Source organism: Arthrobacter sp. Bi26 (assembly GCF_918697925.1).
Lineage (GTDB): Bacteria > Actinomycetota > Actinomycetes > Actinomycetales > Micrococcaceae > Arthrobacter.
This window is the reverse complement of the sequence record NZ_CAKKMF010000110.1, coordinates 1-12,909: the sequence shown is the minus strand read 5'-3', so window position 1 is coordinate 12,909 and position 12,909 is coordinate 1. Positions and strand designations below refer to the sequence as shown.

Sequence of the window (12,909 nt, the reverse complement as noted above, 5' to 3'; positions counted from 1 at the left end):
CCGCAGGCTGTGCCGTGAATACGGCGGCGGCCTGTATGTGGCGGAGATGGTCACCTCGCGTGCCCTCGTGGAGCGCACGCCGGAATCGCTGCGCATCATCTCGCACGACGACGACGAGAAAGTCCGCTCCGTCCAACTCTACGGTGTGGACCCCGTGACCGTCGGCCAAGCCGTCAGGATGCTCGTCGAGGAGGACCGGGCAGACCACATCGACCTCAACTTCGGCTGCCCTGTGCCCAAGGTGACCCGCCGCGGCGGCGGCTCGGCCCTGCCGTGGAAGATCGACCTCTTCACCTCGATCGTCCAGACCGCGGTGAAGGAAGCCTCCAAGGGCAACGTCCCGCTGACCATCAAAATGCGCAAGGGCATTGACGAGGACCACCTGACGTACCTCGATGCCGGCCGGATTGCCCGTGATTCCGGCGTCGCCGCCGTCGCACTTCACGGCCGCACGGCCGCACAGTTCTATTCCGGCCAGGCCGACTGGTCCGCCATTGCCCGGCTGCGCGAAGCCCTGCCGGACATTCCCGTCCTTGGCAACGGAGACATCTGGTCCGCGGAAGACGCGGTCCGGATGGTCCGCGAAACGGGTGTGGACGGCGTCGTCGTCGGCCGCGGCTGCCAGGGCAGGCCTTGGCTGTTCGGCGATCTCATGGCCGCGTTCGAAGGCAGCGACCAGCGGCACCGGCCGGATCTGCGCCAGGTGGCCGAAAGCGTGTACCGGCACGCCGAGCTCATGGTCGAGACGTTCGGGGACGAGGGCAAGGCCCTGCGCGAAATCCGCAAGCACATTGCCTGGTACTTCAAGGGCTACGTGGTCGGCAGCGAACTGCGGACCAAGCTGGCACTCGTCACCAGCCTCGAGGTGCTGCGCGGGACCCTGGACCAGCTGGACCTCGACTCGCCATATCCGGGGGGCGACGCCGAGGGCCCGCGCGGCCGCGCCGGCTCTCCGAAGAAGCCTGCGCTGCCGAAGGACTGGCTGCTGAACCGGACGCTGAATGACGCGCAGACCCGCGACATCTCCTTCGCTGAACTGGACGTCTCCGGTGGCTGAGACCCGGACCACCGCCCCCGTCCTGGACGGCTACACCTCCCGCGACTGCGCCCGGTGGGTCGAAGAGCCGCCCAAGAGCACCTACCGGTCGGACTTCGAGCGCGACCGTGCGCGGGTCCTGCATTCCTCGGCTCTGCGCCGGCTCGGCGCGAAGACCCAGGTGGTGGCGCCGGATACTGACGACTTCGTCCGGACCAGGCTCACCCACAGCCTTGAGGTTGCCCAGGTGGGCCGCGAACTGGGCCGTGCCCTCGGCTGCGACCCCGACGTCGTGGACACGGCCTGCCTCAGCCACGACCTCGGCCACCCGCCCTTCGGCCACAACGGCGAAGCCGCCCTCAACGAGGTGGCCCATGGGATCGGCGGCTTCGAGGGCAACGCCCAGACGCTGCGGCTGCTGACCCGGCTGGAGCCAAAGGTCCTTGCCGCCGACGGCCGGCCGGCTGGCCTGAACCTGACCCGGGCGAGCCTCGATGCCGCCGCCAAGTACCCCTGGTCCGCCGTGAACGCGCCGGTCATCCACGGGGAACGGACCAGCAAGTTCGGCGCCTACGAGGACGACCTCCCCATTTTCGACTGGATGCGCGACGGCGCCCCGGAACGCCGGTCCTGCCTCGAAGCGCAGGTCATGGACCTGGCGGACGATATCTCCTACTCGGTGCACGACGTCGAGGACGCGATCGTGGCAGGCCATTTCCAGCTGCGCTGGATGGACAACCCGGACCACCGCGCCCGCGTCGTCGGCTACGCCAAGCAGTGGTACCTGCCGCACAACGATCCCGCCGCGATCGACGCCGCATTGGCCCGGCTGGAGGCCACTGACGTCTGGGTGCGCGAGGCCGATGGCAGCCGCAAGGCCATGGCGGCGCTCAAGGACATGACCAGCCAGCTCATCGGCCGCTTCTGCCAGAGTGCGCTGGAGGCCACCCGCACGGTCTACGGCCCGGAAAACCTGACCCGTTACAACGCGGAGCTGATCGTCCCGGATGAGACTGTCATGGAAATCGCGGTGATGAAGGGCCTGGCCACCACCTTCGTGATGACCACCGAACACCGGCAGCCCATCTATGAGCGCCAGCGCGAGGTCCTGCATGCCCTGGTCACCGCGCTCAGCGCCACGGGTGACCGCCACCTGGAGCCGATGTTCGCCGCCGACTGGCTCGACGCCGCGGACGACGCCGCGCGGCTGCGCGTGGTCATCGACCAGGTCGCCTCGCTGACGGACGGCTCAGCGCTGGCCATGTACGAGCGCCTCGTGGGCAGCCTGCCGTCGCTGTGGTGAGTGCCGCCGTGGCCGGACAGTCGGCGTCGTACCCGGGGACTAGGATGGCACTGTGGCCGGCCTGATCAAACGCGAAGACATCGATGAAGTACGCCAGCGCACTGACATCAAGGAAGTCGTCGATGGCTACGTGACGCTCAAGGGAGCCGGGCTGGGGTCCTACAAGGGCCTGTGCCCCTTCCACGACGAACGCTCACCCTCCTTCACGGTCCGCCCCCAGGTTGGCCGGTACCACTGCTTTGGCTGCGGCGAGGACGGCGACGTCATCTCCTTCGTCCAAAAGCTGGACCACACCACTTTCCACGAGGCCGTCGAAAAGCTGGCCCACCGGATCGGCTTCGAACTCCACTACGAGGACGGCGGCTCCGGTCCCAACCGGGAGGATATCGGCCGGCGCCAGCGTCTGCTGGACGCGCACAAAGTGGCCGACGAATTCTTCCGTGCCCAGCTGATCACCCCGGGCGCGGCCGAGGGCCGCAACTTCCTCTACGGACGGGGCTTTGACCGTGCGGCGGCGGAACAGTTCGGTGTGGGCTACGCGCCGCAGGGCTGGGACTCGCTGCTCAAGCACCTCCGCGGCCGCGGCTACACGGATGCCGAGCTCAAGCTCACCGGGATGTTTTCCGAAGGCGGCCGGGGGATCTACGACCGTTTCCGCGGCCGGCTGATCTGGCCCATCCGGGACATCGCCGGCGACACTATCGGCTTCGGTGCCCGCAAGCTCTATGAGGACGATCAGGGCCCGAAGTACCTGAACACCCCCGAAACCGCGCTCTACAAGAAGTCCCAGGTCCTCTACGGCATCGACCTCGCCAAGCGCAGCATCGCCAAGGACCGCCAGCTCGTGGTGGTGGAAGGCTACACCGACGTCATGGCCTGCCACTTGGCCGGCATTCCGACGGCGGTGGCCACGTGCGGCACCGCCTTCGGCACCGAGCACATCAAGATCGCCCGCCGGCTGCTCTCCGACGACGGCAGCGGGGGAGAAGTCATCTTCACCTTCGACGGCGACGCCGCCGGCCAGAAGGCGGCACTGCGCGCCTTCGAGGAGGACCAGCGGTTTGTCGCGCAAACGTTCGTGGCGGTGGAACCCAGCGGCGCAGACCCCTGCGAACTCCGCCAGTCCAAGGGCGACTCCGCCGTCCGGGACTTGATCGGGAGCCGCCGGCCGCTGTTCGAGTTCGCCATCCGTGCCACCCTGAAGCGGCACAATCTGGACACCGTCGAGGGCCGGATCGCTGCCCTGCGTGAATCCGCGCCTGTGGTGGCGCAGATCCGCGACGCCGGCATCCGGCCGGCCTACGCCCGGGAGCTCGCCGGCTGGCTGGGGATGCCGGTCGAGGAGGTCAGCAGGGCCGTCGGTGCCGCGACCAAGCGTGCCGCACAGGCTGCCTCGGCCCCGCCGGGCGGCGGCCATGGCGGCGGGCAGGGACATCCCGGGTCCGGCCGCGGCTTTGCCGGGACTGGGCCGGGCGTTGCCCCCTTGCCGCCGTCGGCGGTGCTCCCGTCCTTCAACCGTCCTGATCCCCGGGACCCCGTGGCAGCGATGGAACGCCAGGCACTCGAGGTCGCGCTGCAGGAACCCGGCATGCTCGAGGGCGAGACGTGGCAGCGCTTCTCGGAAGCGCGGTTCTCCACGCCCGCCTATCTGGCCATCCACGAGGCCATCCGGGCCACCGGACTCGGGTTTGCCGGGGACCCGGTGCGCTGGGTGGAGCAGCTGCTGCAGGAGGTCCCTGAGCCGTTGCGCCCGCTCGTGTCCGAACTCGCGGTGGTGCCCTTGCCGGCCAACACGCCCGAAGGTGTCCTGCGCTACTGCAAGGACATCCTTGCCCGCTTGTTCGAACTCCAGATCACCCGGGTCAAGGCCGAGAAGATGGGCCAGTTGCAGCGTCTGGACGCCTCGGCCGATCCCGAGGATTTCCAGCGCCTGAACCGCGAACTCATGCAACTGGAGATGCAGCGGCGGTCCCTGCGCTCGGACGCCTGAGCCGCCGATTTCGTTTCCCGGGCTGGTGTTTGCTAGGCTTATACCCGCTCCATTCCTCCTTAGCTCAATTGGCAGAGCATTCGACTGTTAATCGAAGGGTTGCTGGTTCAAGTCCAGCAGGAGGAGCGCGCAGTCCCCGTTCCGGGTTCCGGAACGGGGACTTTTTTATACCCGGAGGGGGTATTTAGCGGCTGGCCGGCACTGGTCCCTTCGCCGATTTCCCTACCGGCAAAACGTTTGCTAATGTCGTACCTGCTTCATTCCTCCTTAGCTCAATTGGCAGAGCATTCGACTGTTAATCGAAGGGTTGCTGGTTCAAGTCCAGCAGGAGGAGCGGACAGGTCCCGCGGCCGGTGAAAACCAGCCGCGGGACCTTTTTTGTTGCCCCGTGGTTATGGTTCCGTTCCGTGGTCCGGGCGCTTCAGGTGCCGGACTCAGACGAAGTACATTTCCACCTGGAGGAAGCGCTGGGCCTCGGCCACCGCGGCCTGGAACGCCTCCAGCTCCGTGGGGGACTTCCGCGGCTCGCGCGGGTGCCACTCATGCGGCGCCGAGTGCACCTGGGTGAATCCGCCGCCCGGGGGCGCATAGAAGATGCCGAACCGTTGCACCGGCCACTCCGGGGAAGATTCCGGTGCCACGAGGAGGGCGGAGTCGTATGCCGGGTTGTACCACTGGGCAATCGGACGGCGGCGGTCTTCGGTGAACAGGCCGGAGGCGTACAGGGCCGCCGACTGGGGACTGGTCTGACTGCACAGACGATCCCACCACAGGGGCAGGATTCCGGCGTCGCACCGCTGCCAAGTGGCCGGAAGGGGCGGGGGGTCCTGCCTGTCGGGCATGAAATAACTTTATCGCCCGCCGCGGACGCCGAACAGGGTGCGAGCGGGCCAGGGCCAGGGAGTGAGGGGTCGAGGAGTCCGCGGTGCCCGGGGGACATGCTCACTGCTGCTCTTGGCGCGTGGACATAGTGCCAATATGCCCAGCCCCGGGCGCCAAGAATGGGCACGTCCCGCCGGGGCCGCCGCGAAAAATGGGCATGCCCCGCCCGGGACGCCGCGAAGAATGGGCATGCCCCGCCCTGGTCCGATCAGTGAGGTGCCCGGAGGGACATGCTCAGTCCTGGTGAGGTGCCCATGGGGACATGCTCAGTGCTGGTCCTGGCGCGTGGACATAGTGCCAATATGCCCATTCCCGGGCGTCAAGAATGGGCATGTCCCGCCGGGGATGCCGCGAAGAATGGGCATGTCCCGCCGGGGTGCCGCGAAGAACGGGCACGTCCCGCCGGAGAGCGCGGCGGCCCGGCCCTACTGGATCGGGGGCACTGTGCTGGGCCGAACAACCAGCCACAGCGCAGCGGCCGCCAGCAGGATGCAGGCTGCCTGGACGGCACCCATGGGGGTTGCGGAGTCGACGCCGAGCCAGCCGACCACCGGGGAGACCAGGCCCGCCATCATGAAGGTCGCCGCGCCAAGAAGTGAAGCCGCGGTTCCGGCCTGGGCGCCGTGTTTGGCCAGGGCCAGCACCTGCACGGTGGGGAAGGTGAAACCGGCGCCGAGGATGTAGAACCACAGCGGCACCAGGATGCCCCACAGCCCGAATCCCAGCTGGTCGAAGACGACAATCAGGACGGCCATGATGAACATCCAGGCCGTGGAACAGGCCAGGATCCATTGCGGCGGAACGCGCCTGATGAGCCGTGCACTGGTCTGCACGCCTGCCACGATGCCGAGTGAGTTGATGCCGAAGAGCAGGCCGTACTGCTGGGGAGTGAAACCGTAGACATTCTGGAACAGGAACGGCGAGGCGGAGAGATAGGCGAAGAGGCCCGCGAAGTTCATGCCGCCCACCAGCAGCAGGCCCACGAAGATACGGTCGGAGAACAGCACTTTGTAGCGCTGGCGCGCGGTCATCCCGGATTTGCCGCGCAGCTCCGGGGGCAGGGTCTCCCGGATCACGAACAGGGCCGCGATGATGACACAGGTCCCGTAGGCGGCCAGGAACAGGAAGATGCCGGGCCAGGGCATCAGCAACAGCAGCTGGGAGCCGATGACCGGGGCGAGGATCGGGGCCAGCCCGTTGACCAGTGCCATCCTCGAGAACATCCGCACCATCGCGTAGCCGCTGAACAGGTCACGGACCATGGCCATGGCCACCACACCGCCGCCGGCGGCCCCGATGCCCATGAGGACACGGAAGAAACCCAGCGTGGCGATATCCGTGGACTGGGCCGCGCCCAGGGAGGCCGTGATGTGGACCGCCGTCGCCAGGATCAGGGGCAGCCTCCGGCCGAACTTGTCGCTCAGCGGGCCCACCACCAGCTGTCCCAGCGCGAAACCTATGGTCGTCCCCGTGAGCGTCAGCTGCACCGCGGCCTCGGAAACGCCAAGGCTGTCTTCCAGGGCCGGGAACGCGGGCAGGTAGAGATCCACTGTGAACGGCCCAAGTGCCGTCAGGGCGCCGAGCGTCAGGATATAGAGGAATTTGCGACGCCGGCTCAGGGAATCACCGGGATTGGGGGGTGTGCTCACAGAGGTCCATCCTAGGGCCCGCAAGGGCGGCTGGCCGGTGGTTGCGCGGGCGCGCCACACCTTGCCCGAAAGGGCCTCCCAAGAGCCGAAATGATAGTTTTGACACCGGGGTCTGTGCGAAGCTGTCCAGACCCGGCAAGCCCGCGCGAGCGGATCGACGGATGGCACCAGTTAGGCGGGACCGATGAGCGGACGTCACAGCGGCGGGACAGGCAGCGGGTTGCGCATTTCGGCGCTGCCGAAAACCTTGAAGATGATCTTCAGGCTGGCCCCCCGCCAGCTCAATGACGAGATAGCTCTGGCCAAGGCCGAAATCAAGCGCAAGGGGATCCAGCTCGGTGTTGCCGGCGCCTTCTTCGGCGTTGCCCTGGTCTTCGTTGCGCTCCTGGTGATCGGTCTGATGGTCGCCGCGATCATGGGTCTGGCCACGATCATGCCGGCGTGGCTCGCAGCCTTGTTGGTCTCCGCCGTCTGCCTGATCATCGCCACGATCGGGGCGCTCATCGGGCTGAACAAGTTCAAGGCGGTCATGCCGCTGGTTCCCGAGGAGACGATCCGGGGACTCAAGTACGATCTCGGCATCGCCAAGGAAGGCTCCGCCTTCGACGCAGCAATCCTGGATCCGAACTCCGAACAGTACAAAGCCGCCAAGGCCGCCAAGGAAGCCGCCGCCGCTAAGGAAAAGGCGGAAAAGGAAGCCAGGGCGGCCGCAAAGCCCGACTTCGGGCCCGCCCCCACAGAGGCCGAACTCCGACGCCGTCTGGACCAGCGGCGCACGCATCTCACCAGCGTGCGGGACGACCTCGGCCGGGAACTCGATGTCAGGACCCAGGCGCAGACGCTGCTGGCCGCCACCCAGGCCAGGTTGCAGGTCGGCAAAGGGCAGCTCAGCGACAAGATCGCAGGCTTCCGCTCCGCAGCCCGCTCCTCGGCGGGGACGCCCACATCCGCTGACGGGCAAAACCTGACCGGCCAGATCAAGGACCGCTGGAAGCCCCTTGCCGTGCTGGCCGCGGCGGCCGCTGCCCTGGCTATTCTGCTGCGCAAGCTGATCAAGGGCTAGGCAGACCCCTGTACCGAAACGCCAAACTGTTGCCGTCCACGGAAGGGGGGAATCGATGAAGTTCATCGGCGCTGGCGCCCGCCCCGGGCAGCCCCTTGTGCACCGCGACGCAATCTTCACGGTTCCAAATGTCCTGACCGTGGTGCGCTTCCTTGGTGTTCCCCTCTTCATCTGGCTCGTCCTCTCGGAACACGAGTACGGCTACGGCGCCCTCGTGCTCGCCATCATGGCCAGCACTGACTGGGTGGACGGCTACATCGCCCGCCGCTTCAACCAGATGTCCAACCTCGGGCGGGTCATGGACCCGATTGCCGACAGGCTCTCGCTGATCGCCGTGGCCGTGACCCTCGTGATCGCCGGTGTCGTCCAGTGGTGGTATCTGGTCGCACTGCTGGTCCCGGACGCGGTCCTGCTGGCCCTGTCGCTGTTCTATTTCCACGGGCACCCGGATCTGCCGGTGAGCCGCATCGGAAAGATCCGGACGGGTCTGCTTCTGGTGGGCACACCGCTGCTGGTGCTGTCCAAACTTCCGGTGCCTGCCGCGAACGTCTACGCCGTGGTCGCGTGGATCTTCCTGGGACTGGGACTCGTGGGGCACTGGATCGCGGCCTACAACTACGTCTGGGCCATCATCGGCAAGGGCAGGCAGCTTCGGGCGCACGACGGCGGCTCCCACTGATGGTCTGGCTTGCGGTCTTGCTTGCGGTCCTCGGCGCCTTTTGCCTGGCGTTTGGGGCACAGCGCCAGGGCAGTGCGGTCAAGGCCGATACCGGCGGACTGGCGCTGAGCACCCACGGCCTGCTGCGGCTCGTGCGCAACCCGCGCTGGGTATTCGGGTTCCTGCTGCTGTGCGTCGGGATGGGGATGAACGCGATCGCCCTCGTCATGGCGCCCTTGACGGTGGTGCAGCCGATCGGCGCGATCGCCCTGGTCATCACTACCGTGGTCAACACCAAGGACCAGGGCCTGAGCATGAACCGGGCCACCATCGTGGCCATCTCGCTCTGCGTGACCGGCTCAGCGCTGTTCGTGCTGCTGGCCGTCACCGCCACGCAGGAGAATCACAACGTCAGCAGCGAGGACGAGCTGACCATCGTGCTGCTCCTGGCCGTGGCGGTCGCGGCGTTTGGCACGCTCGCCGTCCTGTTCAGGCACCGCATGAGCGCCTTCGTCTACATCCTGGGCGCCGGGGTCCTGTTCGGCTTCGTGGCGGTCCTGACCCGCATCATCGGCAGGCACCTGCTCGATCCCAACGGACAGTTCCTGCTGAACGTGCCGTGGTACAGCGTTGTGGCGATTATTGCTGCCGGCGCTCTGGGATCGTGGTTTGTCCAAAGCGCGTACTCGAGCGGACCGCCGGATCTCGTGATCGCAGGATTGACCGTGATCGACCCCATTGTGGGCATCGCGATCGGCATCGTCATTCTTGGAGAACTGCGTCCAGATGTCCAAGCCGTGACGGCTATTGCCATGGGGACGGCCGCATTGCTTGCTATCGTGGGAGTCATAGCCCTCTCCAGGCACCACCCGGAAGTCACCAAGCGCAAGAAGGACGCGCGGAAGGCAGCGGGCAGGTCCTAGGGCGTCAGTCCAGATTCCGGCTGCGGGCCCCGGCGCGCCTGTGCCGACCGCCAACCGGCCGCCATTGATCCAGCTGTCCGCACAGCGACCACCAGGAGCCCTTCACGTGACCAAGTCCGACAACCAGCCCCCGCTGACCATCCTGATTGCCGCTGACACGTACCCGCCCCACGTCAACGGCGCCGCCCAGTTCGGCTACCGCCTCGCCAAGGGCATGACGGCCCGCGGACACAAAGTGCATGTCCTGGCCTGCCGCCCGGGCAAGGGCGCCAGCTACAGCGAGTTCAGCGATGAGGCCACCGTGCACCGCCTCCGCTCCCATTCCGTGCCCACGCACGAGTACTTCCGGGTCACCTTCCCGTGGGAGATCAAGAAGGAAATCGGACTGTTGTTCGACCGCATCCAGCCGGACGTGGTGCACATCCAGAGCCACTACATGATCGGCGAGCACGTCCTGTACGAGGCCGTGAACCGCGGCATCCGGGTGGTGGCGACGAACCACTTCATGCCGGAAAACCTGAACCCCTTCCTGCCGTTCCCGCAATGGTTCAAAGACATCATTGGCCGGATCTCCTGGCGGGACATGGGCAAGGTCATGGGCCAAGCCGACGTTGTGACCACACCCACGCCGCTCGCCGCAACAGCCATGCACCAGCATGCCTTCCTCCGTAAGGTCCTGCCCCTCTCCAACGGCATCGACGCTGCGGCCTACGAACTGGGTCCCGACGAAACCGTGGAACGCCACGCCAGCCCGACCGTACTCTTCGCCGGCCGGCTGGCGGAGGAGAAGCACGTGGACGTGCTGATTGACGCCGTCGCCAAGACGCCAAAGGACCTGGACATCCACCTGGAAATCGTCGGCGGCGGAGAAGTCCGCCCGGCCCTCGAAGCCCAGGTCGCACGGCTCGGGCTGACGGACAGGGTCAGGTTCCTGGGCATGGCCAGTGACGCCGACCTTCGCAGGGCCTACATCACGGCCGACGTGTTCTGCATGCCCGGCACGGCGGAACTTCAGTCCCTGGTGACCCTGGAGGCGATGTCGGCGTCGACTCCGGTGCTGCTGGCCAACGCCATGGCGCTGCCGCACCTGGTGCGCGACGGGGAGAACGGCTACCTCTTCACGCCCAATGACAGCGATGATCTCGCCGCCAAGCTGGCGCGTGTCTTCTCGCTGCCCGCTCACGAGCTCGCGGCGATGGGCAAGACCAGCCGTGAAATGGTGGAGAACCACGGCATCGCGCGCACGCTGCAGACGTTTGAGGACATCTATCGGGGCGCCAGCTACGACGACCTCGTCGTCTAGGCAGGCTCCGGGTCGGCCGGCCGGCTGGATGCGGGCCGTGCCGACCGGTGGCCGCGTGCACGTGTGATGCGTCTAGTATTGCTAGAGTATTTTTGCCCGGACTCAATCCGGCCCCCGCGGGCCAGGTCCGGCTCCGGGCACAGGGGGCTATAGCTCAGCTGGTTAGAGCGCGGGACTCATAATCCTAAGGTCCTCGGTTCAAGTCCGAGTAGCCCTACTGAAATAGAGAGGCCAGGTTCCTTGCAAACAAAGGGAACCGGGCCTCTCTTGCTGTCTCCGGCGGGTGAATGGTTGACAGAATGGGCCGTCGATGCGTTCCCTGCTTTTCTTGGCTGTTCCCCAGCTATTGGATAGTTTTTGGATAGTCGGCAGGGTCGGACGAGGCCCTGTTTTCCGCGTGATGTAGCTGGATTCAGTCCGATAGTGGCGCCCGGAGCGGCGGAAGCAGCCAAAACGGTGCAGGGATTGAAGCGCTGTGGACTTCGGCCGCTACTTCTGGGAAGTTCGGATGACGAAAGATGAAGCACGCCAGCCATGCCATTCCCTTTACGGGATGGGCGCGAGCCTTCGGAGGTCGATCGATGAAGCGCGAGGAGATGCAGGCGAAGGTCCAGCGGCTTGTGGACGCCATGCCGGAGCCGTCGCAGGAACCAGCCAGAGGAGTAGCTGCAATCCTGAACTCTTCGCAGGTGCCGCAAGCCCTGCCACTTGAGCCGCCCGCGACACCTGCAAAGGCGGGACCGGAGGTTCCGGCCATGCTTAGCCGTGAAGAGGTTGCCAGGCGCCTCGGCGTCAGCACTCGCTGGCTGATTCGCAACGCCGCAAGCGGCGCCGACTACTACAAGCTTCCGGGCGGCACGATCCGCTACAGCGAGACAGACATTGCCAACTGGCTTCGCCAGCGGCGAGTGACGGACTAGCCGAGAATCGGGCTCACACGCCACTGATTAACCTCAGCGACGACAAAAGCCCCAGCCGTTGATGGCTGAGGCTTTTCTGTGTCCGACGCCGTTAGAACGGCTTACAGCGCGTTCATGCGGCGGTACAGCGTTGCGCGACTCATGCCGAGATCACGCGCCGCATCGGTTGCTGGCTTGCCCGCGTCTATCAGGTGCTTGGCATTCTTGATCTGGCTCTCGCTATAAGTGTTCTTACGCCCGCCAATGCGGCCGGCGTCGCGCGCTTTGCGCATTCCATCCGCTGACCGTTCCCGAATGAGGGACCGTTCCATCTCCGCCAGTCCGCTCATCATCGTCAGAACCATGCGACCCGCTGAACTGCGGGTATCAATGTCGAGTCCAAGAATCTTGACGTGCACGCCGCGCCTCGTTAGCCCGTCGATCAGGGCAAGCAGGTTTACGGTGGAGCGGCCCAGTCGGTCAAGGGTGGTGATGACCAGCGTGTCGCCCTCATGTAGCGCCTTGAGCGCCGCCGTAAGGCCGGGGCGCTCGGCCTTGGCTCCGCTGATGCCATGATCCATATACAGATCGTCAGCGCGGACGCCAGCCGCCTTGAGGTCAATCTCCTGGCGCTCGGTGTTCTGGTCCTTGGTGCTGACTCGTGCGTATCCAATGAGCTTGTTCATGGTGTCCCCTATGCCCAAGAGACACCATCGATATCTCACTAGGTGCTTTCCTAACAACATGGTGACACATGTTAGTGAGACACACAAGCGAGATACACAAGCGAGACACTAGGCGCCTTGCCGGCAACGGCCTTCGTCCTGCCCATAGTGGGCGTTCACACGGGCATGCCCGGACACTTCCGCCCGCCCGGCTGGTGGAACCGTCCCGCAGCGCGGCCCGATGGACAGCCGGCCGCCCGAAGGAACATGTGCCCGGACGGGCGAATCAGGACTGCCGGCGCCCGGGGTTGCCGGTGAATCCATCGCCTCGGGGCGGGTGGGTCAAGAAAACTGCAGGGTCCTTGGATAAGACTGTTCATGATGGCCGGTCCGGGGCTGTGTTGGTGCACCTGACGGGGCTGGCTGCCGGTGAGGGAGGCGTCTAGGGCGGGTGGGTCTGCGGCTTTGCAGGTCCGGGTGCTGGGCCTCCCGCTAACGGAATGGGGATCCGTGAAAAGACGCATGTCAAAGGTTCGGG

Annotated in this window: 11 protein-coding genes and 3 tRNA genes; 11 read left to right on the top strand and 3 right to left on the bottom strand. The window is 66.1% G+C overall.

Going from position 1 to position 12,909, the window contains the following annotated elements:
* The 5 genes from dusB to LQV16_RS20785 form a co-directional block, all read left to right on the top strand.
* On the top strand, positions 1–1,057 hold a 1,057-nt coding region (dusB, locus tag LQV16_RS20805), incomplete at its 5' end, for a tRNA dihydrouridine synthase DusB (RefSeq protein WP_229995756.1).
* Positions 1,050–2,339 carry a deoxyguanosinetriphosphate triphosphohydrolase gene (locus LQV16_RS20800; RefSeq protein WP_229995755.1) on the top strand — a complete coding sequence of 430 codons (1,290 nt, stop codon included), beginning with the start codon at positions 1,050–1,052 and terminating at the stop codon, positions 2,337–2,339. The genes dusB and LQV16_RS20800, both read left to right, overlap by 8 nt.
* A 52-nt stretch (positions 2,340–2,391) precedes the next feature.
* The gene (dnaG, locus tag LQV16_RS20795) at positions 2,392–4,329 is read left to right on the top strand and encodes a DNA primase (RefSeq protein WP_229995754.1); all 1,938 of its coding nucleotides are present in this window, start codon (positions 2,392–2,394) and stop codon (positions 4,327–4,329) included.
* 53 nt (positions 4,330–4,382) lie between these two features.
* Positions 4,383–4,455: transfer RNA gene (locus tag LQV16_RS20790), tRNA-Asn, on the top strand.
* Positions 4,456–4,590: 135 nt separating this feature from the next.
* Positions 4,591–4,663, top strand: a tRNA-Asn gene (locus LQV16_RS20785).
* Between the two features lie 100 nt (positions 4,664–4,763).
* Here LQV16_RS20785 and LQV16_RS20780 read toward each other — a convergent pair.
* Entirely contained in the window at positions 4,764–5,171 is a 408-nt protein-coding gene (locus LQV16_RS20780; RefSeq protein ID WP_229995753.1) for a hypothetical protein, read from the bottom strand.
* 465 nt (positions 5,172–5,636) lie between these two features.
* Positions 5,637–6,860, bottom strand: coding sequence for a multidrug effflux MFS transporter (locus LQV16_RS20775; protein WP_229995752.1), 1,224 nt, complete (start codon positions 6,858–6,860; stop codon positions 5,637–5,639).
* A gap of 184 nt (positions 6,861–7,044) precedes the next feature.
* Between LQV16_RS20775 and LQV16_RS20770 the strand changes: the two genes are divergently transcribed.
* From LQV16_RS20770 to LQV16_RS20745, 6 genes are all read left to right on the top strand, one after another.
* Positions 7,045–7,923 (top strand): phage holin family protein, encoded by an 879-nt coding sequence (locus tag LQV16_RS20770; RefSeq protein WP_229995751.1) that lies wholly within the window; start codon positions 7,045–7,047, stop codon positions 7,921–7,923.
* 55 nt (positions 7,924–7,978) lie between these two features.
* Positions 7,979–8,602 (top strand): CDP-alcohol phosphatidyltransferase family protein, encoded by a 624-nt coding sequence (locus tag LQV16_RS20765; protein ID WP_229995750.1) that lies wholly within the window; start codon positions 7,979–7,981, stop codon positions 8,600–8,602.
* Complete coding sequence (locus LQV16_RS20760) at positions 8,602–9,504, top strand: DMT family transporter (protein ID WP_229995749.1); 903 nt, start codon at positions 8,602–8,604, stop codon at positions 9,502–9,504. Before LQV16_RS20765 ends, LQV16_RS20760 begins: the two co-directional genes overlap by 1 nt.
* A 106-nt stretch (positions 9,505–9,610) precedes the next feature.
* Entirely contained in the window at positions 9,611–10,807 is a 1,197-nt protein-coding gene (locus tag LQV16_RS20755) for a glycosyltransferase (RefSeq protein WP_229995748.1), read from the top strand.
* A 143-nt stretch (positions 10,808–10,950) separates the two neighbouring features.
* A tRNA-Ile gene (locus tag LQV16_RS20750) sits at positions 10,951–11,024 on the top strand.
* 364 nt (positions 11,025–11,388) lie between these two features.
* Positions 11,389–11,727, top strand: coding sequence for a helix-turn-helix domain-containing protein (locus tag LQV16_RS20745; RefSeq protein WP_229995747.1), 339 nt, complete (start codon positions 11,389–11,391; stop codon positions 11,725–11,727).
* Positions 11,728–11,828: 101 nt separating this feature from the next.
* On the opposite strand, the gene LQV16_RS20740 is transcribed toward LQV16_RS20745, so the two are convergent.
* The gene (locus LQV16_RS20740) at positions 11,829–12,392 is read right to left on the bottom strand and encodes a recombinase family protein (RefSeq protein ID WP_229995746.1); all 564 of its coding nucleotides are present in this window, start codon (positions 12,390–12,392) and stop codon (positions 11,829–11,831) included.
* Between the last annotated feature and the right edge of the window lie 517 nt (positions 12,393–12,909).

Bases quoted from the DNA above. Each gene is read 5' to 3' on its own strand.
- LQV16_RS20745 (WP_229995747.1), top strand. From the start codon at position 11,389: ATGAAGCGCGAGGAGATGCAGGCGAAGGTCCAGCGGCTTGTGGACGCC.
- LQV16_RS20740 (WP_229995746.1), bottom strand. From the start codon at position 12,392: ATGAACAAGCTCATTGGATACGCACGAGTCAGCACCAAGGACCAGAAC.
- LQV16_RS20780 (WP_229995753.1), bottom strand. From the start codon at position 5,171: ATGCCCGACAGGCAGGACCCCCCGCCCCTTCCGGCCACTTGGCAGCGG.
- LQV16_RS20770 (WP_229995751.1), top strand. From the start codon at position 7,045: ATGAGCGGACGTCACAGCGGCGGGACAGGCAGCGGGTTGCGCATTTCG.
- LQV16_RS20760 (WP_229995749.1), top strand. From the start codon at position 8,602: ATGGTCTGGCTTGCGGTCTTGCTTGCGGTCCTCGGCGCCTTTTGCCTG.
- LQV16_RS20765 (WP_229995750.1), top strand. From the start codon at position 7,979: ATGAAGTTCATCGGCGCTGGCGCCCGCCCCGGGCAGCCCCTTGTGCAC.